Origin of the sequence: Streptomyces sp. NPDC001231 (assembly GCF_042896885.1) — a bacterium.
Classification (GTDB): Bacteria; Actinomycetota; Actinomycetes; order Streptomycetales; family Streptomycetaceae; genus Streptomyces.
Window position 1 is genome coordinate 128,138 of the sequence record NZ_JBIAXS010000007.1, and the last position, 19,699, is coordinate 147,836.

Annotated in this window: 20 protein-coding genes; 8 read left to right on the forward strand and 12 right to left on the reverse strand. The window is 74.1% G+C overall.

The window, feature by feature from the left end; translation table 11 throughout:
* Positions 1 to 2: 2 nt before the first annotated feature.
* From ACFY3J_RS11020 to ACFY3J_RS11050, 7 genes are all read right to left on the reverse strand, one after another.
* Positions 3 to 587, reverse strand: a complete 585-nt coding sequence (locus tag ACFY3J_RS11020; protein ID WP_390840744.1) for a hypothetical protein — start codon at positions 585 to 587, stop codon at positions 3 to 5.
* 88 nt (positions 588 to 675) lie between these two features.
* Positions 676 to 1,611: an N-acetylmuramic acid 6-phosphate etherase gene (gene murQ / locus ACFY3J_RS11025; RefSeq protein ID WP_384177627.1), complete on the reverse strand. Its 936-nt coding sequence runs from the start codon at positions 1,609 to 1,611 to the stop codon at positions 676 to 678.
* Positions 1,612 to 1,698: 87 nt separating this feature from the next.
* Entirely contained in the window at positions 1,699 to 2,643 is a 945-nt protein-coding gene (locus tag ACFY3J_RS11030; protein ID WP_365416784.1) for a MurR/RpiR family transcriptional regulator, read from the reverse strand.
* A 135-nt stretch (positions 2,644 to 2,778) separates the two neighbouring features.
* Complete coding sequence (locus tag ACFY3J_RS11035; RefSeq protein ID WP_384177629.1) at positions 2,779 to 3,546, reverse strand: hypothetical protein; 768 nt, start codon at positions 3,544 to 3,546, stop codon at positions 2,779 to 2,781.
* Positions 3,543 to 4,556, reverse strand: coding sequence for an ABC transporter ATP-binding protein (locus ACFY3J_RS11040; RefSeq protein ID WP_384177631.1), 1,014 nt, complete (start codon positions 4,554 to 4,556; stop codon positions 3,543 to 3,545). The genes ACFY3J_RS11035 and ACFY3J_RS11040 overlap by 4 nt, the downstream gene beginning before the upstream one ends.
* Positions 4,553 to 4,771: a PLD nuclease N-terminal domain-containing protein gene (locus tag ACFY3J_RS11045; protein WP_384177633.1), complete on the reverse strand. Its 219-nt coding sequence runs from the start codon at positions 4,769 to 4,771 to the stop codon at positions 4,553 to 4,555. Before ACFY3J_RS11045 ends, ACFY3J_RS11040 begins: the two co-directional genes overlap by 4 nt.
* A 37-nt stretch (positions 4,772 to 4,808) precedes the next feature.
* Entirely contained in the window at positions 4,809 to 5,435 is a 627-nt protein-coding gene (locus tag ACFY3J_RS11050) for a DUF3887 domain-containing protein (RefSeq protein ID WP_384177635.1), read from the reverse strand.
* A 195-nt stretch (positions 5,436 to 5,630) separates the two neighbouring features.
* Between ACFY3J_RS11050 and ACFY3J_RS11055 the strand changes: the two genes are divergently transcribed.
* Together ACFY3J_RS11055 and ACFY3J_RS11060 are read left to right on the forward strand one after the other, a co-directional pair.
* Complete coding sequence (locus tag ACFY3J_RS11055; protein ID WP_141360150.1) at positions 5,631 to 6,014, forward strand: hypothetical protein; 384 nt, start codon at positions 5,631 to 5,633, stop codon at positions 6,012 to 6,014.
* A 25-nt stretch (positions 6,015 to 6,039) separates the two neighbouring features.
* Positions 6,040 to 6,318: a DUF4031 domain-containing protein gene (locus tag ACFY3J_RS11060; RefSeq protein WP_225074587.1), complete on the forward strand. Its 279-nt coding sequence runs from the start codon at positions 6,040 to 6,042 to the stop codon at positions 6,316 to 6,318.
* On the opposite strand, the gene ACFY3J_RS11065 is transcribed toward ACFY3J_RS11060, so the two are convergent.
* Positions 6,300 to 7,367 (reverse strand): GNAT family N-acetyltransferase, encoded by a 1,068-nt coding sequence (locus ACFY3J_RS11065; protein ID WP_390840745.1) that lies wholly within the window; start codon positions 7,365 to 7,367, stop codon positions 6,300 to 6,302. The two genes, ACFY3J_RS11060 and ACFY3J_RS11065, sit on opposite strands and share 19 nt — an antisense overlap.
* A gap of 27 nt (positions 7,368 to 7,394) precedes the next feature.
* On the reverse strand, positions 7,395 to 8,039 hold the full coding sequence (locus ACFY3J_RS11070) for a hypothetical protein (RefSeq protein ID WP_384177640.1): 645 nt from the start codon (positions 8,037 to 8,039) through the stop codon (positions 7,395 to 7,397).
* Positions 8,040 to 8,130: 91 nt separating this feature from the next.
* Between ACFY3J_RS11070 and ACFY3J_RS11075 the strand changes: the two genes are divergently transcribed.
* The 3 genes from ACFY3J_RS11075 to ACFY3J_RS11085 all read left to right on the forward strand — a co-directional run bounded on the left by ACFY3J_RS11075 (position 8,131) and on the right by ACFY3J_RS11085 (position 11,436).
* On the forward strand, positions 8,131 to 8,811 hold the full coding sequence (locus ACFY3J_RS11075; RefSeq protein WP_384177642.1) for a maleylpyruvate isomerase family mycothiol-dependent enzyme: 681 nt from the start codon (positions 8,131 to 8,133) through the stop codon (positions 8,809 to 8,811).
* 88 nt (positions 8,812 to 8,899) lie between these two features.
* Positions 8,900 to 9,622 (forward strand): copper homeostasis protein CutC, encoded by a 723-nt coding sequence (locus ACFY3J_RS11080; protein WP_384177644.1) that lies wholly within the window; start codon positions 8,900 to 8,902, stop codon positions 9,620 to 9,622.
* Positions 9,623 to 9,708: 86 nt separating this feature from the next.
* Positions 9,709 to 11,436 carry a type II CAAX prenyl endopeptidase Rce1 family protein gene (locus ACFY3J_RS11085; protein ID WP_390840746.1) on the forward strand — a complete coding sequence of 576 codons (1,728 nt, stop codon included), beginning with the start codon at positions 9,709 to 9,711 and terminating at the stop codon, positions 11,434 to 11,436.
* On the opposite strand, the gene ACFY3J_RS11090 is transcribed toward ACFY3J_RS11085, so the two are convergent.
* Positions 11,424 to 13,463: a HelD family protein gene (locus ACFY3J_RS11090; RefSeq protein WP_390840747.1), complete on the reverse strand. Its 2,040-nt coding sequence runs from the start codon at positions 13,461 to 13,463 to the stop codon at positions 11,424 to 11,426. The two genes, ACFY3J_RS11085 and ACFY3J_RS11090, sit on opposite strands and share 13 nt — an antisense overlap.
* On the opposite strand from ACFY3J_RS11090, the gene ACFY3J_RS11095 reads away from it, so the two are divergent.
* The 3 genes from ACFY3J_RS11095 to ACFY3J_RS11105 all read left to right on the forward strand — a co-directional run bounded on the left by ACFY3J_RS11095 (position 13,462) and on the right by ACFY3J_RS11105 (position 15,271).
* Entirely contained in the window at positions 13,462 to 13,686 is a 225-nt protein-coding gene (locus ACFY3J_RS11095; RefSeq protein WP_390840748.1) for a hypothetical protein, read from the forward strand. The genes ACFY3J_RS11090 and ACFY3J_RS11095 overlap by 2 nt on opposite strands.
* A gap of 191 nt (positions 13,687 to 13,877) precedes the next feature.
* Positions 13,878 to 14,063 (forward strand): hypothetical protein, encoded by a 186-nt coding sequence (locus ACFY3J_RS11100; protein ID WP_225074592.1) that lies wholly within the window; start codon positions 13,878 to 13,880, stop codon positions 14,061 to 14,063.
* 17 nt (positions 14,064 to 14,080) lie between these two features.
* Positions 14,081 to 15,271: a glycosyltransferase 87 family protein gene (locus ACFY3J_RS11105; RefSeq protein ID WP_390840749.1), complete on the forward strand. Its 1,191-nt coding sequence runs from the start codon at positions 14,081 to 14,083 to the stop codon at positions 15,269 to 15,271.
* On the opposite strand, the gene ACFY3J_RS11110 is transcribed toward ACFY3J_RS11105, so the two are convergent.
* A complete protein-coding gene (locus ACFY3J_RS11110) occupies positions 15,226 to 16,872 on the reverse strand; it encodes a DNA repair helicase XPB (protein ID WP_384177652.1) in 1,647 nt (548 codons plus the stop codon). The genes ACFY3J_RS11105 and ACFY3J_RS11110 overlap by 46 nt on opposite strands.
* A gap of 54 nt (positions 16,873 to 16,926) precedes the next feature.
* The gene (locus tag ACFY3J_RS11115) at positions 16,927 to 19,590 is read right to left on the reverse strand and encodes a helicase-associated domain-containing protein (protein WP_390840750.1); all 2,664 of its coding nucleotides are present in this window, start codon (positions 19,588 to 19,590) and stop codon (positions 16,927 to 16,929) included.
* Between the last annotated feature and the right edge of the window lie 109 nt (positions 19,591 to 19,699).

Genomic DNA, 19,699 nt, shown 5'->3' on the forward strand with positions numbered 1-19,699 from the left:
CCCTACGGGTTGCCCATGGGCTCGATGTCGGCCCGCGTCGGATGGCCCCAGATCCGCACCACCTCGTAGTCGGTGAACTCGTGCACGAGCCGGTAGGCGGGCGCGGCGCGCGGTGCCCGGCGCTGGGCGGCGATGAACAGCTCGGCCTCGCGCCGGTCCCGGCGCGGGGTCCCGCACAACTGCCACTCCCGCCCGTTCCACAGCTCCGGCAGCCATCGCTGCTGGGGCTGCGGCCGGTCCTCGCGGACGCCGTAGCGGGACGGGGAGGGGGCCGCGGGCTCGGCGGCGCGGCGCGCGTACGCGGCGTACGTCCCGTCGACCTCGGAGCGGCGGGCGGCCCGGCGCCGGGTCTCGCACAGCAGACACAGGTCGGGGGCGCTCTCGTCGACGGGCCCGTTCGGATGCTCGGGGCAGCGGGTGGCGGGCGCGGCCGTCGTGACGGTCTCGTCCAGCAGGTCGAGAGCGCGCCGGAGATCCGCCTTCATCTCGTGCAGCCTGGCGTCGGGCGTGTCCGCGGACAGCGCCTCGCCATGCTCCCCGAGCAGACGCAGAGCCCGTCCTAGGGCGGTGAGCTGGGCGTGGTTCATGGTGTCCTCCAGCGTAGGACGCCCCGGCCGGTGAGGGAGCCCCCGGCCTGCCCGCTCGCTCCCGCCACCGGTCCCGGGCCCGCCGGCCTCAGTCCGTCGCCCGCTCCAGCGCCGTGCGCAGGTGGCCGTCGGACTGTTGCAGGAGGCGGGTCGCCGTGGGGGCGTCGGTGCCGGCCAGGAGGGTGAGGATGGCGGTCTTCACCTCGCCGTCCGCGGCCGTCAGGGCCCGTTCGATCTCGTCGTCCGCCGCGCCCGTGGCCAGGGCGACGATACGGCGGGAGCGGGCGCGGAGCTTGTCGTTGGAGGCCCGTACGTCGACCATCAGGTTTCCGTAGGTCTTGCCCAGGCGGATCATCGTGATCGTCGAGAGCATGTTGAGGACCAGTTTCTGCGCCGTGCCGGCCTTCAGACGGGTGGAGCCGGTGAGGAGTTCGGGGCCGACGACGACCTCGATGCCGTGCTCGGCGGCGGCCGCCAGCGCGCTGTTCGCGTTGCAGGACAGGCCGATGGTCAGGGCGCCCAGAGCGCGGGCGTGCTCCACCGCGCCGATGGCGTAGGGGGTGCGGCCGGAGGCGGAGACGCCCACCACCGTGTCGTCCGGCGTGAGACCGAGGGCGTCGAGCGCTTCGGCCGCCAGCTCCTTCGAGTCCTCCGCGCCCTCGACCGAGGTCACCATGGCCGGCGGGCCGCCCGCGATCAGCCCGACGACCTGGGAGGGGCGCGTGTTGAAGGTCGGCGGGCACTCCGAGGCGTCCAGGACCCCCAGCCGTCCGGCCGTGCCCGCGCCGGCGTAGACCAGCCGGCCGCCGCGCGCCATCCGCTCCGCCACCGCGTCGATCGCGGCGGCGATCTGCGGCAGCCGCTCGGCCACGGCGGCGGGCACGGTGGTGTCCTCGGCGTTCATCAGCCGGGCGATCTCCAGCGTCGGCAGCCGGTCGATCTCCGCCAGCTCGGGGCGGAACGCCTCGGTCGTCAGCGACTCCAACTCGGTGCGCAGCTCGCGGTAGTGGGGCGTGGAGGTCATGAAGGGGCGGCTCTCTTCGTGCGTCGCGGTACGGCTGACCGTGCGGATGCGGGCTTGTTCGGTTCTCGGCTGCGAGTGCTGCGAGTACTACGAGCGATGGGTCCCGCCCCGCGGGCTGTGCCGGTGGGCGAGCGCCTCGTAGGACGCGGCGAGCGCGGGCGCCGCCGTCTCGTACGTCCGCTGTGCCACCCCGACGAACAGGCAGTCCACCACGAGCAGTTGGCTGGTCCGGGAGGACATCGCCGCCGGGCGCAGCTCGCTCTCGCGGGCCGTGGAGGTGGTCAGGACGTGGTCGGCGTACTGCGTGACGGGCGCGGCGGGCCGGCCGGTGATGGCCACGGTGGTCGCGCCGCGCTCGAAGGCCACCCGCAGCGGCTCGATCACGTCCCCGGTCGAACCCGAGTGGGTGATGGCGATCGCCACGTCCCCCGCGCGCAGCTGCACCGCGTTGGTGACGGCGAGGTGCGGGTCGCTGTGCGCGTGCGCCACCAGACCTATGCGCAGCAGCTTCTGCGTGAGGTCCTGGGCGACCAGACCTGAGGCGCCGATGCCGTAGACGTCGGTGCGGCGGGCGGCGGCCAGCGCGGTGACGGCCGCGCCGAGCTGGATGGTGTCCAGGCCGGCGGCGGTGTCGGCCAGGGTCTGCTGTTCGTCGTAGGCGAGTTTGGCGACGACGTCGGCGATGGGGTCGTCCACCGCGATGTCGGTCGTGATGGCGGGCGCGCGCCCCGACTGCTGCTGCGCGGCCAGGCCCGCGAGGGCCAGGCGGAGGTCCCGGTAACCCGGGTAGCCCAGCAGGCGGGCGGTGCGTACGACGGTCGCCTCGCTGGTGCCGGTGAGTTCGGCGAGGCCGGTGACCGTGAGGGCCGCGCAGCCGGCCGGGTCGCCGGCGACGGCCTCGGCGACCCGCTGCATGGAGCGGGTCATCGAGGGCGCGAGCGTGCGTACCTTGGCCGCGAGGGCGGCGGGTGCGGGGGGCGTGAGGCCCGGGGCGCCCACGCCTGCGAAAATTTCCTTCACGTCCTGGGTCACACTGTGAAAGGTATTTTCCGTACGGTCACGTGGTCAAGGCCGCGAGCCGAGGCCCTGCGGACCCGGCTCGGACAGTGGCCGCGACGTGGCCGTCCGAGCGTCGCGCTTCGTGCTCCGCGGTCCGCGGCGCTGACGTCAACGCACCTCCTTGCGCGCGCCCCGCAGGACCGCTGCCACCACGCAGCCGAGCGTGAGGACCACGGCGACGGCCAGGGCCTGCTGCGCGTGGTCGGCCGCCGTGTGCCGCAGGAACGCGTCCGGCGCCTTCGTCAGCTCGGTCGGGAGCCGGCGCGACACCCCCGGCAGCGCCCCGAGCAGCGGGAGCGTGAACAGTACGAGCAGCGCGTACCCGACGGTGCCGAGCGTGCTGCGCGCCAGGGTCGCGGCCAGCGCCGTGACCGCCACGGCGAACACCAGGTACACCGAGCCGGTGAGCGCGGTCCAGCCCATGGCCGCCGTACCGGGATTCCCCAGCAGGACGGCCGTCTCGTACCAGGCGGCGAGCAGCCCGGCCAGGTAGCCGCCCACGGCCCCGGCGGCGCTGACCGCGAACCTCGGCACCAGCAGATCGCCGAAGCGCCGGGCGCGCGTCCGGTAGAAGACCGCCAGGGCGGGCTTGGCGTCGATCGAGCACGCGTACGCCGCCACGACGACGGTCACGATGAGGCCGATCCCGAACGCGTTGTTCACGTACTGGGCCACACCGTCCGCCGGGACCGGGGGCGGAAAGACGATCTTCACTCGCTGGGCCGAGCCGCCGGCGTGGTCCAGCAGCTGCCCGGAGTACCGGGCGAGCAGCGGCCCGGTGAACCCGAAGACCACGAAGACGCCCAGCAGCGCGATCAGCCTCTTGGTACGCAGCAGCCGAAGCCACTCCACCCGCCACAGCGAAAGCTCGTTCACGCCGCACCCGTCCGATCCGCTTCCCGCTGCCCGTGCTCCACGTGCTGTCCGTCCTGACCGTCCTGTCCGTGCCGTCCGCCGGTCAGCGCCAGGAACGCGGCCTCCAGGTCGGCGTCGACCGGATGAAGGCTGATCAGCGCGGCGTCCGCCGCGGCGATCGCCTGCGGCAGCCGGCGCTCACCGACCGCAGCGCTCGACGCTTCGACGCGTACGGACCCGTCGGAGTTCACCGTCACCGAGGTGACCCACTCCTGCCGCCGCAGCAGTTCGGCCAGCCGCTGCTCGCCGCCCGCGCGCAGGCGCAGCTCCCAGGCCGGCCGGAGGAACCGGTCGATCAGGTCGCGGACCGGCCCCTGGAACAGGAGCCTGCCCCGGTCGAGCACGCCCACCGTGTCGGCGACCCGCTGGACGTCCGCCAGGACATGGCTGGAGAAGATCACGGTGCGGGTCCTGCCGAGACCGGCGACCAGGGACAGCACCTCCGCCCGCCCGGACGGGTCGAGCGCGCTGGACGGTTCGTCGAGGATCAGCAGCTCGGGGTCCAGCGCCAACGCCACCGCGAGGCCAAGCCGTTGCTTCATACCGCGGGAGAACCCGCCCGTGCGCCGGTCGGCCGCCTCGGTCAGGCCGACCTCGGCGAGGACGGCCGCGACCGGGTCGGGGACGGTCCCGCCGGTGTCGTGCGCCGGTCCGCCGCGGCGCCGGCGTCCGCCGCGCGCGGCCAGACCGCGGGACTGGCGCACCACCTCCGCCGCGGTGAGCCAGGGTTCGAACTCGGGAGTGTCGGGGCAGACCCCGATCCGTCCCGCGTCGACGGACAACCGGACCTCGCCCGCGTCGAAGCGGCGCAGTCCCGCCACGATGGACAGGAGCGTCGTCTTCCCGGCGCCGTTCGGGCCCACCAGGCCGTAGACACCGCCGCGCGGCACCTCCAGGTCCACGCCGTGCAGCCCCGCCCCGTGCCCGTAGTCGCGCACCAGGTTCGTGGTCGCCACGGCCGGCCCGCTCATCGGTCCTCGCTCCGTCCCGCCACCAGGTAGGCGATCGGGCCCAGGGGGTTCACGAAGAGGCATATCAGCACCCAGGCCCAGCGGGGCAGGTGACGGGTGCTCCGGTGCCGTGCGAGGTCGACGAGGCAGTGGACGAGCAGAGCGAGTTCGGCGACCAGCAGAGGCGCGATCGCGGCCCAGGGGACCGCCGAGGAGTTGAGGCTGGAGGCAATCACGGGACGGACTCTCTGTGGGGGTGTCGGAGCGGCCGGGTCACGGCGTCTCGGGCGGGAGGATGAAGAGTCCGCCGACCTTCTCGTCCGTGTCGAACGCGACCCGGGCCTTCATCTCACCGGCCTCGTAGCGCAGCGGGATGTCCACCACGGTGTGATCGCCGATGCGCCGCACGAACGGTTCGCCCTCGCCGAAGCCCTCGAACGCGCCGACGAGTCCGGCGACGCTCGCCAGCGCGTTGCCCCGCACCTCGTCGGTGAAGGCCGCCAGGACCTCGGCGTTGAAGGACGGCCTGGCGTCGTCCATGCGGCCTTCGAGGACGGCCGTGACGATCTCGAGGGCGCGCTCCGCGGCGTCGGTCATGCGCACTGTCTTGTCCATGGGTTCTCCCGTTCGGGGATCGATGGGCTTGCCGAACCGCTGGAAGGCGGCCTGGCGGGTGACTCCGAGCAGGTCCCCGACCTCCTGCCAGGTGTGGCCCGCGTCCCGGCACTGCTGCACGCAGAGCTTGAGCACCTGTTCCGCCAAGGCGTCGACGTCCTGGGCGCGTCGGATCAGGTCGAGGTAGGCCGGTGGGGCCAACGGGCTGCCCACCGCCGAGGCCAGGGCCGCGGCGTGCTCGGCGAGCCGGGCACTCAGGGAAGCGAGGGGGAGGGGATCGGTCACATGTAAAGGGTGCCTTTACATTCAAGGGCGTGTCAAGGAACCCTTTACAGCCTCGAGGTCTCCGGCCCGGGCTCCCGTGAACAGCCCAGCGGTGCACGGGAGATGGAGAGAGCGGGTCCCCGGCGGCGCAGAGTCCGCCGGCGCGTGATCCGTCACCGGTGTCCGGTCCGTGACTTCGGGGTGACAATGGGGGACATGGAACCCATCAGCCCCCTGGAGCAGGCCCTGCACGCCGCCCGCGCCCTGGTGCTCGCCGATCTGGTCGCCGGCGAGGTCGCCGACGCGGACGTGGTCTCGCTCGTGGAGGACTCCGTCGTCCAGCGCCGCTGGTGGGTGGAGCAGTGGCCGGAAGGCGCGCAGTACGTGGCGGGTCTGGTCGCGCAGGACGTCCAGGACGCGCTGCTGGAGCGGTACGGCCGCTGGCCGCTGTGCCCGGTGTGCGGCTACGGCGACCCGCACGCGCTGGACGTCGAGCCGGAACTCGGGCCGGACCCGCACTGGGTGTGCTCCAAGGCGGGCGTGAAGGTGGCGCCGGTGGGCGCGCTGGCGGAGGCCACGGGCCGGAGCACGACGTCGTGACGGCGCCGCGCCGGGCGGTCGCACCGTGACCCTCTACATCGACCCGCCGTCCTGGCCGGGTCACGGCCGCATGTGGTCCCACCTGGTCAGCGACGTCTCGTACGACGAACTCCACACCTTCGCCGAGGGGTTGGGCGTGCCCCGTCGGGCTTTCGAGCGGGACCACTACGACCTGCCCTCCCACCGGTACGCCGACGCGGTGGCGGCCGGCGCGGTCGAGGTCAGCAGCCGCGAGGTGGTGCGGCTGCTGTACGCGGCGGGGCTGCGCCGCCCCAAGCGCCGTGTTCAGGGCCGCAGTTCGTAGAAGATCTCCTCCTCGCCCTCACGCACGGCGACGAAACCGGCGCGGGTGACGACGCGTTGGGAGGGAACGTTGGCGCGATCCACCGTCGCGACCAGCAGCCGTACGTCGTCCCGGGCCAGCGCCCAGCCCGACAGCTCGCGCAGGGCCTCGGTCGCGTAGCCGTGGCCACGGGCGGACACGGCGAGGTCGTAACCCACCTCGGCGCGCCCCTCCTCGTCGGGCGCTCCGTGGAAGCCCACCCCGCCGACCGCGCACCCGTCTTCCCCGCGCACCAGCACGAACATCCCCCACTCGGGCCGGTGCACCCCGGCCTCGTACGCCTTCACGGTCATCCGGGCGGCGTCCCGCGTGCCCTCGTAGGGCCCGCCCTCGGCCCACGTGAACCCGCCGTCACCGCCGGCGCTCAGATCGCGGGCGGCGGCGGGGGTGACACCCTCCAGGGTGAGCCGCTCGGCGGGTACGGCCGGCGGGTTGCTCCAGCGCCACTCGGTGACCGGCGGCCGACCGGGGAGGTCGCCGCGGCCGGTGGCCCACAGCAGCGTCGGCCAGGGTGCGGAGCCCGGCCGGACGTGCGGGAAGAGCCGGGTCAGCACGTCTTCGCACAGCTGCGCGGGCGGCTCGTAGGTCAGGTGCAGGCCGGTCGCGATGTCATGCGTGTGCAGCAGTACCTCGGCGACTCCCATCGCGGCGAATCCCTCGCGGTTCGCGCCGCGGAAGGGGTACGGGTGGAAGGCCCGGACCTCGCGCGGGGTGGTGCGGACGGCGGCGGCGAGCAGGGCGCCGGTCGTCTCGATCACGTCCAGGACGTCCGCGTTTCCGGTGCCCTCGTCGAGGGTGATCTCGAAGGGGACGTAGGCGCTCTGTGCTCGCCCGGCCAACTGCCCGGCGTACGCGATGAGATCGCCCGCGACGTGCTCCGCCGTCCGCCGGCAGCTCCACTCCAGCCGTCCGGCCCTCACCCCGTCCCAGTCCCGGTCCGTCGCCGTCCTCAGCAGCGCCACGGCGCCCGCGACGGCCTGCTCCACCTGCTCCCTGCCCCATGTACGCATACGGCGCAGGGTAGGCGCGGCGGGGCCTCAGGGCGACAGCATTTCCAGCTCCGAGGTGACGTTGTAGCGGGCCGTCGCCTCCCAGTGCTCCGCCCCGTACGGGGTGCGGAACAGGCGTGGCAGGGCGAGCAGCTGCCGCAGGACGGCGGCACGGCCCTCGCGGAAGGCGTCGTTCGGGACGAAGTGGTACTCCTCACGGACGCCGGCCGCGTAGGCGGCGTACGCCGACGGGGACGCGGCGAGGATCGCCAGATCGGCGTCGCACAGCACCTGGCCGTCGCGGTCGTCGTCGGCCGGATCGTGGGTGACGGTGAGCCGGACCAGCCGGGCGGCTTCGGCCGTCTTGTCGGCGGAGACCCCGGCCTCGGGGAGCGCGCGCTCGGCCACGCGGGCGGACCGCTCCTCGTTCTCGGAGCGCTCGGGCAGGTAGACGGCATCGTGGAACCAGGCGGCCAGCCGCACCACGTCCGGGTCGGCGGCGTATTCATCCAGTACATCGATGTGATCGAGGACCGCGGTCAGGTGGGTGAGCGTGTGGTAGTGCCGCTGCGGCTCCTGCCAGCGCTTGAGCAAGTTGTCGGCGTACGGCACCGGGTCGGGACCGCCACCGGGGCCCCGGGCACCCTCCAGGGCACGGGTCCAGCGGGAGCGCAGGGCATCGAGATCGGCCATACGGCCATTGTCCCCACCGCACCCCGGCCGTTCTGCCGTCGGGCCGTCGAGCGGCACTGGTGCCGCCTGTCGGGGCACTAGCGTGGAAGACATGACTTCTGCTGATCTGCACGAGGTACGGGATCCGGAGCTGCCCGGACGGCTGCTCACCATGGAGCGGGACGTGCTGATCCCGTTGCTGCGGGCCCGGCCGGACGCGGACTTCGCGCTGCCGACCGCGGCTTGTCCGGGGTGGACGGTGCGGGATGTGCTCGCGCACTGCTCGGCCGCGCTGACGCGAGTGGTGGAGCGCCGGTTCGAGGAGGGCGTGTTCTCGCCCGAGTCCAACGAGCGGGACATCGCCGAACGGGGCGAGTGGACCAACGCCCGGGTGGTGGACGAGCTGGAGCGCGGGATGACCGAGGCCGGGCCGCTGATCGCCCGGGCGGGCGGGGTGCTGGACGTGCTCGCGCTGGGCGAGTGGGTGCACGCCGGCGACGTGCGCGAGACGCTGGGCGAGCCCGGGGCGTACGCGGGCGACAGGCTGCCGTACGCGCTCGGCCTGCTGGCGTACGTGACCCGCGAGAAGGGGCATCTGCCGCTGCACGCCGACCTCGACGACGTGGACGAGCCGCTGAGGCTCGGGGAGGTGAGCGGGGAGCGGACTCCGGCGCGATACATCGGTGACGGCGCCACCCTCGTACGGCTCTACGCGGGGCGTCCCGTGCCGGTGACTGGGGCGGGGTACGAGCTCGCGGGCACCGGGAAGGCTGAGCTGAACATCTTCGGGTGACCGGTTCCCGGCCGTGGGTGCCCCGACCGGCGTACCCTGATATTGGACTAGACCTGTCCGCTTCAGGGGAAACGAGGGAAGGGCTCCTATGAGCATGCGTGCAGTCCTGGAGGTGATCGCCCTCGACGTCGAGGACGCGGTCGCCGCTCAGGCCGGAGGCGCGGACCGCCTCGAGCTGGTCACCGACATGGCGGCCGACGGGCTCACCCCGTCGGTCCGTCTCGTCGCCGGGATCCGCGCAGCCGTGGACATTCCGCCGCGCGTGATGCTGCGGCTCGCGGACGGATTCGGCGCGGGGGGCGCCCGGGGGCTGGACCGGCTGGTGGGCGTCGCGGGCGAGCTGCGGGCGGCCGGCGCCGAGGAGTTCGTGCTCGGGTTCCTCGATCCGCGGGGCGGGGTCGATCTGGCCGCCGTGGAGCGGGTCGTCGGCGAGCTGGACGGCTGCCGCTGGACCTTCCACCGGGCGATCGACCGCGCCGCCGACCGGGACGCGCTGCGCAAGCGGCTGGACGGGCTGCCGGGGCTCGACACGTATCTGACGGCGGGGGCGGCCTCGGGCGTGGACGAGGGGCTGCCCACGCTGATCGCGGAGACCGCGCGCGGTGGTGAGCCCGGCTACGAGCAACAGATCATGGTCGGCGGCGGCCTGCGGCTGGACCATGTGCCCGCGCTGCTCGCGGAGGGGATCGACGCCTTCCACATCGGCGGTGCGGCCCGCCCCGGCGGCTGGGACGGACCGGTCTCCGTCGCGGCGGTCGCGGAGTGGCGCGCGGTCCTGGACGGGGCGGCGGTTCGGCAGCCCGCGGGCTGAGACACGGTGCCTGGACCGGGTCGGGGTGGGTCCGGGACCGGGGAATTCGTACGCCCGGCCCATTCCGACCGGGCACGATGTCGTTCATGACAACAACGTCCCCCGACCCCACCGTGCTTCCGTATCACCGTATGGCCCGGTACTCACCTCACCACCGCTGGTGGCGGCCGCTGCTCGGCACTGTGGTGCTGGCGTTCGGGTCGGTCCTGGCCACCCTGTTCCTCTACATCCTCACCGAGGGGATCGGCACGGCCGCCGGTTTTCCGGAACTGCCGGACGGTGGCGTCGACTTCGGCCCCGTTCTGGGTACGGGCCTGGACCTGGCGTTCATAGCCATGGACCTGCCGCTGGTCCTGCTGGCCGTGCTCTGGCTGGGCCGGCGTCCGGCCGGCACGGTGGCCTCCGTCACCGGTCGGCCGCGTTGGCGATGGCTGGCCTGGTGCCTGCTGGCCGCCGTACCCCCCATGGTGCTGCTGCCGGTGGTCGCGATCTTCCTGCCGGACGACCAGGGCGACGGCGGAGGGTCCGACGTGTGGGTGGGGTGGCAGACGTTCCTCGCCTCCCTGGCCATGCTGGTTGTCCTCGTGCCGTTGCAGTCGGCGGCGGAGGAGTACGTGTTCCGCGGCTGGCTGCTCCAGGCGACCGGTGCCTTCCTCCGGTCCCCGTGGCTCGTGGTGCTGCCGCAGGCGGTGCTCTTCGCGGCCGCGCACGGCTGGGGCACGCCCTGGGGTTTCGCCGATCTCGTGGTGTTCGGTGCGGTGGCGGGGTTGCTGACCATCCGCACGGGCGGCCTCGAGGCGTCCATCGCCCTGCACGCGTTGAACAACCTGCTGGCCTTCGGGCTGTCCGCCGCGTACGTGGACGGACTGGCGTCCGACGAGACGGCGGCGGACGCCCCCTGGCAACTGGCCCTCGTCGACATGGCCTCGGTGCTGCTCTTCGCCGCGATCGTGCTGTGGCTGGCACGGCGACGCCGCCCGCAGCACCTGTCCGCCCCGGCCCCCGAGCCGATCCCGCCCCACCTCCTGCCGTACGCATCGCCCCAGGGCGCGCATTGGCCGTACGCGCAGGTGCCGGGGCCGTACGGGCCGTACCCGCAGCAGGCGCCGGGTGCGTACGGGCCGTACCCGCGGCCGCAGGGCATGTACGGGCCGTACCCGCAGCCGCTTGGGTCGCATGGGGCGTACCCGCCGCCGGGCGCACAGGGGGCGTACGCTCCGCCGCCGGGCGCGGCTTGGCCGTACGCGTCACCGCGGGGCAGCGATGGGCCGTACGCGCCGCCGCCCTCGAACGGGGCCGTCCCCGGCCCGGCCGCCACGCCGTTTGGCCCTGACGCGTCCGAACCTGCCGCATCCGGCGCCGATGCGCCCAGTCCCGCCGCACTCGGGTCCACCGCGTCCAGCCCCGTCCTGCCCGGCGACGCACCCAGCCCGGCCGCGCCCGGCGACCTGCCCGGTCCCGATGGGGCCGGCCGTGCCGCGCCCGGTGACCTGCCTGGCCCCGATGGGGCCGGCCGTGCCGTGCCCGGCACCGGGTCCGGCTCCGCCGCGTCCAGTTCGGTCGCGCTCGGCGACGGGCCCAGTCCCGTCGTGCCGCGCCCGGCTGGGCCCGGTGACGCACCGGGCCTTGATGGGGCCGGCCGTGCCGCGCCCGGTGACCTGCCTGGCCCCGATGGGGCCGGCCGTGCCGTGCCCGGCACCGGGTCCGGCTCCGCCGCGTCCAGTTCGGCCGCGCCCGGCGACGTACCCAGCCCCGCTGCGCCCGCCCCAGCCGACCCGCCCTCTCAGCAGCCCGGCGGGACTCAGGACAGCTGAACCGGCAGTGGGGCCGTGTGGGTCACGATCAGGCCCGAGACCGCTCGGGTCAGGGCCACGTACAGGCGGCGCAGGCCGGTGCGTTCGTCGGGTTCGCCGTCGACGACGGCCTGGGGCTCGTCGAGGACGACGTAGTCGTACTCCAGGCCCTTGGCGAGTGAGGCGGGGACCAGGGTGAGGCGGGTCTCGGCCGTCGTCTCCTCGCCGGGGGCGAGGTACGGCAGGCCGGCCGCCGTCAGCGCCTCGGCCACGGCCGGGACGCGGGCGTCGGCGGCGATCAGGCCGACCGAGCCCTCGTTGCGCAGCAACTCCTCGCACGCGGAGACCACTTCGGCGTCCCCCGCGGTCGTACGGATCTCGAAGAAGCCGGGGTTCTCGCGTACCGACGCGACCGGGGTGAGCCCGGGGGCGATGTGCGGCAGCAGCCGGGAGGCGTACGTGATCACGTCCGTCGGGACGCGGAAACCCGCCGTCAGCTCCTCGATCAGGCCGTCGGACTTGCCGAGGTGGGCCAGGGCCTCCTCCCAGGTGCGGGTGGCCCACGGCGTGGTGCCCTGGGCCAGGTCGCCGAGGACGGTCGCCGAGCCGGTGGTGCAGCGCCGGCCGACCGCCCGGTACTGCATGGGGGAGAGGTCCTGCGCCTCGTCCAGGACGACATGCCCGAGGGAGTGGGTCCGCTCCACCAGGTCGGCGGCCTCGTCGACCAGTACGGCGTCGGCGGCCGACCACTTGGCCGACTTCACCGACCGTACGGGCCTGGCCCACAGGAGCGTCTTGCGCTCCTCCTCGGTGAGGATCCCGTCCGCGTGCTCCGCGAGGAAGTCCGCGTCCGTCAGCAGCCGCAGCACCAGTTTCGCCGGGTCGACCGGGGGCCAGACCGCCTTGACGGTCGCCTTGACCGCCGCGTTGCGGGCCACCGCGTCCTGCACGCGGTCGTCGGGGGCCTCGCCCGCCCGTTCCATCTGCACCAGCACGGCGTGCGCGATCCGCTGCGGCAGGGCCTCGCGGGCGGCGCCGTAGCGGATGCCGCGGTCCAGCAACTCCCGGACGATGTCCTCCAGTTCGTACGCCGGGACGCGCCAGCGCCGCGAGCCGCGCACCACCACGACCGGTTCGGTGGGCATGGTCACGTGGGAGTACAGCGCCCTGCGGAGCACCTCCGCCATCCGTGCGTCGCCCTTGACGATCGCGGTGGCCGCGTCGTCCGCGCCCCGCACCTCCACATGCGCCACCAGATCGTCGACGGTGGCCTGCTGGACGGTCAACTCGCCGAGTGCGGGCAGCACTTGCTCGATGTAGTGCAGGAAGGACCGGTTCGGTCCGATCACGAGGGTGCCGGTGCGGGCGAGCCGCTCGCGGTGGGCGTAGAGGAGGTAGGCGACCCGGTGCAGGCCCACGGCGGTCTTTCCGGTGCCGGGTCCGCCCTGGACGCAGACGGTGCCGGACATCCCGGACCGCACGATCTCGTCCTGCTCGGGCTGGATGGTCGCCACGATGTCGCGCATCGGGCCCACACGCGGGCGTTCGATCTCCTGCTGGAGCAGCTTGCTGGTGGTGGCGGCCCCCGACGGCTCAGCCGGGTCGGACAGGTGCTCGTCCTCGTACGCCGTGAGGTCGCCGCCGGTGTAGCCGAAGCGGCGGCGCAGCGCGACGTCCATCGGGTCCTTCCTGGCGGCCCGGTAGAACGGCTGCGAGACCGGTGCGCGCCAGTCGATGACCATGGGGTCGCCCTCGCCGTCGTGCACGTGCCGGCGCCCGATGTAGAAGCGTTCGCCCTCGGCGCCCTCCGCCCTGTCCGCGCCCGGGGCGTGCAGGTAGTCGAGCCGCCCGAAGAACAGCGGGGTGTCGCTGAGGTCGGCCAGCGCCTTGATGCGCTCCTCGATCTGGCGGGCGAGGACTTCGGCGTTGACCCAGTTCGCGGTGACGTCCCGGATGTCGAGCGACTCCACGTCCTCGCGCATGGCGCGCAGTGCGGCGCGGGAGGCGGACAGGTGGGCGCGCTCGCGGGCGAGGGGGTCGGCGGGCATGTGCGAAGCCGAGGGCGACGAGGGCGACGAGGACGACGAGGACGACGAGGGCGACGAGGACGACAGGGACGACAAGGGGGTGCCTCCGGAAGGCCTTCGGGGCGGGCGGGCGCCGTGGGGTGGTGCCGTGTGGCTGCGCCGCGCGGCGGCGGGATCTGCCGACCGGTTTCCGTCCGGACGGCGGCGCTCCGTGAGGGGAGGCGGGCAAGAGGGTGGATTCTAGGGCGCGGCTACGCGCGGAGGCCAACCGGTTTTCCCCGCTCCGGGCCCGCCCAGGTGCCGTGATCGCCTTCCCCGGGGGATTCGCGTCCGCCGGACGCAGGGGCAGAGGTCCCTCCAGAGGGGTACCCGGAGGCAGGAAGGCCCGGTCCCCAGACCGATGCCGGTCCTATGCCCCCGATCCACCATGGAGACATGAGCGCAGCAACCATCCACCCGGCTCCCGCCGCTCGCCCGGCCGGCGCCACGGCTGTCCAGGACGGCCCCCGTCATCACGTTCTGGGCGACGCCCTGCACGCCGTCAAGGTGTTCGCGGGCGCCCTGTTCGACGTGGTCGTCCTCGGCGAGTACGGCGAGGAGGCGGGCGTACGCCACAAGTGAGCAACTAGGGTCGGTCCGTGACAGCACGGAAGGTGATAGTCCGGTCACCAGCCGCACTCGCCCTGGCCCTCCTCGTCGTCTCCCTCGCCGCCCTCGCGGTCCTGTTCGCGGTGCAGCGGGTGCAGATGCCCGACGCGGTGGTCTACCAGGCCGAGGGCGCGGCGGTCGTCCACGGCCGCGACCTCTACGGCTTCACGGTCACGCAGGGACGGCTGCCGGCCACGTACCCGCCGTTCGCGGCCCTGCTGTTCGTGCCGACGGTGTGGCTTCCCGCCGCGGCCCTGAAGGCGGCGTTCTTCGCGGGCAACGCGCTCCTGCTCGCCTGGCTCGTCCACCTCTCCGCGCGGCTCGCCGGGCGCCGGGCCGGACTTGCGACGGTGTGCGCCGCGACGGCGTCGGCCGTCTGGCTCGAACCGGTCTTCCAGACGTTCGTGTACGGGCAGATCAACCTCGCGATCGTCTGCCTGGTCCTGTGGGACCTGACCCGGCCGCCCGGGGCCCGCGGCAAGGGTGTCCTGATCGGCGTCGCGACCGGCATCAAGCTCACCCCGGGCCTCTTCATCGTGTACCTGCTGCTGCGGGGGCGGCGCCGCGAGGCGGCCGCGGCGGTGGCCGGGTTCGCCGGGACGGTCGCCGTCGGGGCACTCGTGCTGCCCGCGGCCGGCGTCGACTACTGGACGCGCCGCCTGTTCGAGACCAACCGGGTGGGCAAGCCGTGGATCATCGCCAACCAGTCGCTCCAGGGCCTGGTCGCCCGGCTGCTGGGGGAGCCGTCGCCCGGACTCGCCTGGATGCTGCCCGCCGTCGCGGTCGCCGTCGCCGGCCTGTGGCTCGCGTGCCGGGTGCGGCGGGAGCGGTGGGGCGTGCTGCTGACCGGCCTGACCGCGCTGCTCGTCTCACCGATCAGCTGGTCCCACCACTGGGTGTGGTGCGTCCCGCTGATCGCCGTACTCCTGGCCGAGGGCCGCCGCGTCTGGGCGGCGGTCACCGTGGTCCTGTTCACGGCCCGCACCCTGTGGATGGTCCCCAACAAGGACATGGAGCTGCACCTGTCCTGGTGGCAGCAGCCCCTGGCCTCGCCCTACCCCCTGCTGGGGCTGGCCCTGCTCATGGCGGTGGCGCTGGAATTCCGCAGACGGCGGTCCGGCGGGACCCGGGAGGGTCAGGCCTCCTCCGCCAGCAGTTCGTCGGCGTCCATGATCCGGTAGGCGTAGCCCTGTTCGGCCAGGAAGCGCTGGCGGTGGGCGGCGAAGTCCTGGTCGATCGTGTCGCGGGCGACCACGGAGTAGAAGTGCGCCTGGTGGCCGTCGGCCTTCGGGCGCAGCACCCGCCCGAGGCGCTGGGCCTCCTCCTGGCGGGAGCCGAAGGTGCCCGAGACCTGGATGGCGACCGTGGCCTCCGGCAGGTCGATGGAGAAGTTCGCCACCTTCGACACCACCAGCACGCTGATCTCGCCCTCGCGGAAGGCGTCGAAGAGCTTCTCGCGCTGCGCGTTGGACGTCTCGCCCTTGATCACCGGCGCGTTCAGGTGCTCGCCCAGCTCGTCGAGCTGGTCGATGTACTGGCCGATGACGAGGATCTGCTGCCCGGCGAAACGGCGGACGATCGCCTCCGTGACCTTCCGCTTGGTCGCGGTGGTCGCGCAGAAGCGGTACTTCTCCTCCGTCTCGGCCGTCGCGTACGCCAGCCGTTCGGAGTCGGTCAGGTTCACCCGGACCTCGACGCAGTCCGCGGGCGCGATGTGGCCCTGCGCCTCGATCTCCTTCCAGGGCGCGTCGAACCGCTTGGGGCCGATCAGGGAGAACACGTCCGACTCGCGGCCGTCCTCGCGCACCAGGGTCGCGGTCAGTCCCAGCCGCCGCCGGGCCTGGAGGTCCGCGGTGAACTTGAAGACCGGCGCGGGCAGCAGGTGCACCTCGTCGTAGACGATCAGTCCCCAGTCCCGGGAGTCGAACAGCTCCAGGTGGGGGTAGATCCCCTTCCGCCGGGTCGTCAGCACCTGGTAGGTGGCGATGGTGACCGGGCGGACCTCCTTCCTGGTCCCGCTGTACTCCCCGATCTCGTCCTCGGTCAGCGAGGTCCGCTTCACCAGCTCGTGCTTCCACTGCCGGGCCGAGACGGTGTTCGTGACGAGGATCAGCGTCGTGGACTTCGCCTGCGCCATGGAGCCGGCGCCGACCAGCGTCTTGCCGGCCCCGCAGGGCAGGACGACGACACCGCTCCCGCCGTGCCAGAAGTTCTCCACGGCCTGCTTCTGGTAGGGCCGCAGCGCCCAGCCGTCCTCGCGCAGCTCGATCGGGTGCGCCTCGCCGTCGACGTACCCGGCGAGGTCCTCGGCGGGCCAGCCCAGCTTCAGCAGGGTCTGCTTGATCTGCCCGCGCTCGGAGGGGTGCACGGCCACCGTGTCCGGGTCGATGCGGGCGCCGACCAGCGGAGCGATCCGCTTGGACTTCAGCACCTCCTCCAGGACCGGCCGGTCGGTGGTGGTCAGGACCAGACCGTGCGCCGGGTGCTTGCTGAGGGTCAGCCGTCCGTAGCGGTCCATCGTCTCGGCGATGTCGACGAGCAGCGCGTGCGGCACGGGGTAGCGGCTGTACTGCACGAGGGCGTCGACGACCTGCTCGGCGTCGTGCCCGGCGGCGCGCGCGTTCCACAGGCCGAGTGGGGTGACCCGGTAGGTGTGGATGTGCTCGGGCGCCCGCTCCAGCTCGGCGAACGGCGCGATGACCCGACGGCAGTCGTCGGCCTGCTCGTGGTCGACTTCGAGAAGCAGGGTCTTGTCCGACTGGACGATCAGGGGACCATTCACGCGCAGCGCCCTTTCCGTGTGGTCAAACCTCCAGTGTGCCCTATCCGAGGCGGATCAGGGCTGGTCGTCCGCGAGCTCGGCGACCCCCGTGACCCGGTGCAGGGGGTAGGTGCGGACCTCGTCCGCGGTGTGGTCGTACGCGGTGACGAAGCCGCCCTCGACGCGGATCGGCGCGATGACGCGCTGGCTGGCGGCGCCCTCCGCGTTGACGTAGCCGATCCACAGGGCCTCGCCGGTGAGGACGGCCGCCTGCATGGTGGCGAGGGTCTCGGCGGAGCCGGTGCGGGGCAGCTCGCCGTCCTCCCGCGTGGCCCCGGACGGCTTGCGCGGGGCGGTGGAGGCCAGGTCGCCCGCCCGGATCGCGCGGATCGCGGCGGACAGCAGCGTGGCGTCCGGGGCGGGCGGGCCCTCCGGGACCGGGTCGGGGGCGGTGCGCGGCGGGGTGCGGTGGGAGTGCGCGCGGGTGATCAGGACGTCGCCCGCCGCGGATTCGGCGGCCGGTGCGTAGCCCATCGCGCGCAGGCCCTCCAGGAGCGTGGCCGGGTCGGCCTGCGCGGCCAGCACGGTCGGCGCGAGGCGGCGCAGGCGCAGCCCGGCGGACCGCTTGTCGGCGAGGATCTCGTTCAGCAGCGCGTCGTCGTCGCAGCGCAGGTACGCCGAGGCCGCGCCGACCCGCAGATGGCCGTGCCGGCGGGCCACATCGTCGATCAGGTACGCCAGCGGCTGCGGCACCGGCGTACGGGAGTGCGCGGTGAGGAAGGCGTGCAGGTCGGAGGCGGTGCGGCCGGCGTCAAGGGCGCGGCGTACGGAGGCGGGGGTGAACCGGTAGACGGTCGCGCCGCCCTTGGACTCCACGTCCGCGAGCACGCCCAGCGTCTCGGCGAGCGGACGCCGCAGGGGCCCGGGCGCGACCGCGGTCAGGTCCGCCTGGAGCAGGACGTGGTCCAGGGGCTCGGGCAGGAGCGGGGCGAGGACGCGGGCCGCGGCGGCTTGTTCGTCGGCGGATGCGGCGGAGGCGGGGGCCGTGGGAGGGAGGGAGGGGACCGGCGTGGTCGGGGGCTGGAGTGCCGGGGTGCCGGGGGTTCCTTCCGGCAGGTGGTGCTTGTGGACGGGCAGCTTGTCCCCCGGGCTCGCGGGCGCGGCCACGGCCGCGTCCGCCTCAGCGCGTGCGGCGGGACCGCGCCCGGCCTCGCCCGCGGGGGTCTTCCCGGGCGCGGGCTCCGCCTCCGCGGGAGCCGGTGCGGACAGCAGCGCGCGCCCGTGTGCGGACAGCGCGCCCCGGCCGGTGACGCCGAGCAGTTCCGCCTCGGACAGCGTCCACCGGGCGAGGCGGCCGCGCAGGTCGTCCTCCTGCCGCGGTCCGCGCGGCGGGTGCTCCCAGCGCAGCCGGGCCAGCACCGACTCGGCGGCCGGTGCGGCGCCCTGCGGCAGCCCCGCGAGCAGGGTGAGCACCCGGTGCCGTACCTCCGGCGCCGCCGAGCGGTCGAGGCCGGGGCCGAGCGCCGACAGGGCCCGGTCCTTGGCGTCCCGTCCGCCGATCAGACCCGCGGTCCGCGTGGCCGCCAGCCAGGCCGTCGCGAGGTGGGCCCAGCGTTCGGCGGCGGGCCGCTCCAGCCACTCGTCGTGGGCCGGGGTCGCCGCGTACCGCTCGTCGTCCTCGCCGTCGGAGGCGAGCAGACCGGCCGCGTAGGCGAGTTCGACCCAGAAGGCGGCCACCGGTTCGGGCACGTCGAGGGCGACGGCGGTGCGCTTGAGGTCGCGCACGCTCAGACCGCCCGCGCGCAGCACGTTCGGGCCGCCCTCGTCCCAGTCCCGCAGCAGTTCCTCCACGGTGGCCAGGGCGGTGTACGCCTGCCCGGCCGCCGTCGCGTCCACAACCTGTGGACGGTGGGTCGCGGCGGCCTCCACGGCCGGCGGCACCGGCTCGGGCGCGCGGTGGGCGCGGCCCCCGCGCAGATGCAGGGCCGCCTCGCGGGGGAGGACGACGGTTCCGGGCGCCGTGGGCAGCAGCAGCCCACGGTCCAGCAGCCGGCGCAGACGCGGCGCCGGGTCGGGGGTGACCTGGCCGTAGGGCGGCCCCCACACCAGGCGCTCCAGCACCTCGAGGGAGTCGGCGGGCAGCCCGGCGAGCAGCGCGGACATCCGCTCGCGGTCGGTGAACAGGTCGGTGAGCGAGGCGACGGCGGAGACGGAGTCGTGGGTCGAGGGCAGTCCGGCGGTCGTCACGATCTCCTGGATGCGCCCCGGCGACATGCCCGCCGTGGCCTCCCGCACCGTCGGTCCGAGCCCGGTCGGGGACGGGTGCTGGGGCGACGGCGCGAGCAGCTCGCGTGCCGTGCGCACCAGGCGCAGCCGGTCGTCGCCGCCCCAGACGAGGGCCTGTTCGCGCAGGGTGCCCAGGGCGCGGGGCAGCGCGGCGGCGACGACGGGATCGCGGGCGTCGGACGCCATCAGGCCGAGCAGTTCGCCGTACGTGGCCGGGTCGCCGGCCACCGCGAGGGCCTGGGCCGTCTGCTGGGCGAACCGGTCCAGCCGCTCCAGGGCGCGGACCACCGAGGCGCGGGTCCCGGCGCGGGTGGCGAGCTGGGTGAGGTCGGTCGGGACCGGGGTGATGAGGTCGGGGCGGCTGCGCAGGAGCGCGGCCAGGGAGGCGTCGTCGCGCGCGCGGAGCGCTTCCGCGAGCGAACGCGGGGCCGCCGGCTTCTCATCGCTGCTCATCCGATTCACGGTACCGGGTGAGTGTCGCGCCCGGCCCCGTACAGCGGCACCGGGCACCGCGCGGGAGGCGGTACCGTCGTCCAACGGGGTCATCGGCCAGCCACCCCGG

Coding starts and splice junctions, on each gene's coding strand:
- ACFY3J_RS11100 (WP_225074592.1), top strand. CDS start 13,878: ATGAGCGCAGCAACCATCCACCCGGCTCCCGCCGCTCGCCCGGCCGGC.
- ACFY3J_RS11075 (WP_384177642.1), top strand. CDS start 8,131: ATGACTTCTGCTGATCTGCACGAGGTACGGGATCCGGAGCTGCCCGGA.
- ACFY3J_RS11055 (WP_141360150.1), top strand. CDS start 5,631: ATGGAACCCATCAGCCCCCTGGAGCAGGCCCTGCACGCCGCCCGCGCC.
- ACFY3J_RS11020 (WP_390840744.1), bottom strand. CDS start 587: ATGAACCACGCCCAGCTCACCGCCCTAGGACGGGCTCTGCGTCTGCTC.
- ACFY3J_RS11095 (WP_390840748.1), top strand. CDS start 13,462: ATGTGCGAAGCCGAGGGCGACGAGGGCGACGAGGACGACGAGGACGAC.
- ACFY3J_RS11065 (WP_390840745.1), bottom strand. CDS start 7,367: ATGCGTACATGGGGCAGGGAGCAGGTGGAGCAGGCCGTCGCGGGCGCC.
- ACFY3J_RS11115 (WP_390840750.1), bottom strand. CDS start 19,590: ATGAGCAGCGATGAGAAGCCGGCGGCCCCGCGTTCGCTCGCGGAAGCG.
- ACFY3J_RS11080 (WP_384177644.1), top strand. CDS start 8,900: ATGAGCATGCGTGCAGTCCTGGAGGTGATCGCCCTCGACGTCGAGGAC.
- murQ (WP_384177627.1), bottom strand. CDS start 1,611: ATGACCTCCACGCCCCACTACCGCGAGCTGCGCACCGAGTTGGAGTCG.
- ACFY3J_RS11040 (WP_384177631.1), bottom strand. CDS start 4,556: ATGAGCGGGCCGGCCGTGGCGACCACGAACCTGGTGCGCGACTACGGG.
- ACFY3J_RS11090 (WP_390840747.1), bottom strand. CDS start 13,463: ATGCCCGCCGACCCCCTCGCCCGCGAGCGCGCCCACCTGTCCGCCTCC.
- ACFY3J_RS11070 (WP_384177640.1), bottom strand. CDS start 8,039: ATGGCCGATCTCGATGCCCTGCGCTCCCGCTGGACCCGTGCCCTGGAG.
- ACFY3J_RS11085 (WP_390840746.1), top strand. CDS start 9,709: ATGACAACAACGTCCCCCGACCCCACCGTGCTTCCGTATCACCGTATG.